The sequence below is a fragment of the Thauera sp. AutoDN2 genome (assembly GCF_051280715.1).
Lineage (GTDB): Bacteria > Pseudomonadota > Gammaproteobacteria > Burkholderiales > Rhodocyclaceae > Thauera.
Map to the genome: position 1 here is coordinate 1 of NZ_JBNCAR010000109.1, position 1,153 is coordinate 1,153.

The window sequence follows — 1,153 nt, forward strand, 5'->3', positions numbered from 1 at the left end:
AACGTCGGCACCATCGGCCACGTTGACCACGGCAAGACCACGCTGACCGCTGCGATCACCACGATCCTGTCGAAGAAGTTCGGCGGCGAAGCCAAGGCGTACGATCAGATCGACGCGGCGCCCGAAGAAAAGGCGCGTGGCATCACCATCAACACGGCGCACGTCGAGTACGAGACGGAAACCCGTCACTACGCGCACGTTGATTGCCCGGGTCACGCCGACTACGTGAAGAACATGATCACCGGTGCCGCCCAGATGGATGGTGCGATCCTGGTGTGCTCGGCCGCGGACGGTCCGATGCCGCAGACCCGCGAGCACATCCTGCTGGCCCGCCAGGTCGGTGTGCCTTACATCATCGTCTTCCTGAACAAGTGCGACATGGTCGACGACGAAGAACTGCTCGAGCTGGTGGAGATGGAAGTGCGCGAGCTTCTGTCGAAGTACGACTTCCCGGGCGATGACATCCCCATCGTCAAAGGTTCGGCGCTGAAGGCGCTCGAGGGCGACCAGTCGCCGATCGGCGAGCCGGCGATCTTCGAGCTGGCTGCTGCGCTGGATTCGTACATCCCGACCCCGGAACGTGCGATCGACAAGCCCTTCCTGCTGCCGATCGAAGACGTGTTCTCGATCTCGGGCCGCGGCACCGTGGTGACCGGTCGTGTCGAGCGCGGCATCGTCAAGGTTGGCGAGGAAATCGAGATTGTCGGCATCCGCCCGACCGTCAAGACCACCTGCACCGGCGTCGAGATGTTCCGCAAGCTGCTGGACCAGGGCCAGGCGGGCGACAACGTGGGCGTGCTGCTGCGCGGCACCAAGCGTGAAGACGTCGAGCGTGGTCAGGTGCTGTGCAAGCCGGGTTCGATCACCCCGCACACGCACTTCACGGGCGAGATCTACGTGCTGTCGAAGGAAGAGGGCGGTCGTCACACGCCGTTCTTCAACAACTACCGTCCGCAGTTCTACTTCCGTACCACGGACGTGACCGGTTCGATCGCGCTGCCGGAAGGCACCGAGATGGTCATGCCGGGCGACAACGTGTCGATCACCGTCAAGCTGATCGCCCCGATCGCCATGGAAGAGGGCCTGCGCTTCGCGATCCGCGAAGGCGGCCGTACCGTCGGCGCCGGCGTCGTCGCCAAGATCATCGAGTAAT

1 protein-coding gene is annotated in these 1,153 nt (G+C 63.7%); it reads left to right on the forward strand.

Annotation, left to right across the window (positions count from 1 at the left end):
• Positions 1–1,152: elongation factor Tu (tuf, locus tag ACPT9U_RS17740; protein WP_435751928.1), on the forward strand; the 1,152-nt coding region annotated here is incomplete at its 5' end.
• Between the last annotated feature and the right edge of the window lies 1 nt (position 1,153).